Annotated in this window: 2 protein-coding genes; both read left to right on the top strand. The window is 67.8% G+C overall.

Annotated elements, in window-relative coordinates; genetic code table 11:
* Window positions 1-397: DUF1214 domain-containing protein (locus tag MOV75_RS39760; protein ID WP_247008315.1), on the top strand; the 397-nt coding region annotated here is incomplete at its 5' end.
* Window positions 394-935: DUF1254 domain-containing protein (locus MOV75_RS39755; protein ID WP_247008314.1), on the top strand; the 542-nt coding region annotated here is incomplete at its 3' end. The genes MOV75_RS39760 and MOV75_RS39755, both read left to right, overlap by 4 nt.

Genomic DNA, 935 nt, shown 5'->3' with positions numbered 1-935 from the left:
CAACGGCGAGCTGCCGATCGGCACCGGCGACGGCGTCGCCTTCACGGCCACCACTGACGACAAGAAGAAGGCGCTCGACGGCCGCTGCGACGTCGTCGTCTCCGGTGTGACGCCGCCGGCGCGGTTCTGGACGCTGACGCTCTACGACCGCAAGGGCCACCTCGTCGCCAATTCGCTCCAGCGCTACGGCTTCACCAGCCAGGAGATCGTGCGGCAGTCCGACGGCTCGTTCGAGATCCGTATCGCCTCGCGCTCGCGCGCCGGCAACTGGCTGCCGACCGGCGGCATCGAGCGCTACGCACTTATGCTGCGGCTCTACGACACCCCGGTTGGCGTTGCGACGCGCACCCAGCGCGATGCGCCAATGCCCACCATCACGACGGCGGGCTGCTCATGATCCGGCTGCTGTTCACCATCGTCGCCGGCATCGTTCTGGGCCTCGTGGTCCATCTCGTCAGCGTGCTGGCACTGCCGCGGATCGCGACGCAGGATGCCTATTCGCGGCTGACGCCGATGACGAAGCTCAATGGCGTCAGCCAGCTTCCCCTCGCCGATCCGCAGACGTCACCGATGCCGTTCATGGACCCGGCCTTTGCGCTGGCGATCTGCCGCTACGACCTCACAAGCGGGCCGATCAAGCTCACGGTGCCGGTGAGCCAGGCCTACACCTCGGTGTCGTTCTACACCCGCAACGAGATCGCCTATTACGCCATCAACGACCGCTCCGCGGGCCGCAAGGTGATCGAGCTCGACCTGATGACGGAAGCGCAGCACAACGAGCTGCCCGAGGACGAGGAGGTCACCGCGGCCGACCGCCTGATCATCGATTCCCCCTCTGCCACCGGCCTGATCGTGATGAAGGCGCTCGCCCCCGAGCCCGGCCTGATGCCGCAGGCGCAGGCAACGCTTGCGGCCGCGAGCTGCGGCCCGCAGAC

The organism is Bradyrhizobium sp. PRIMUS42 (assembly GCF_023006515.1).
In the GTDB taxonomy this organism is placed as follows: domain Bacteria; phylum Pseudomonadota; class Alphaproteobacteria; order Rhizobiales; family Xanthobacteraceae; genus Bradyrhizobium.
This window is presented reverse-complemented; position numbering and strand designations above follow the sequence as displayed.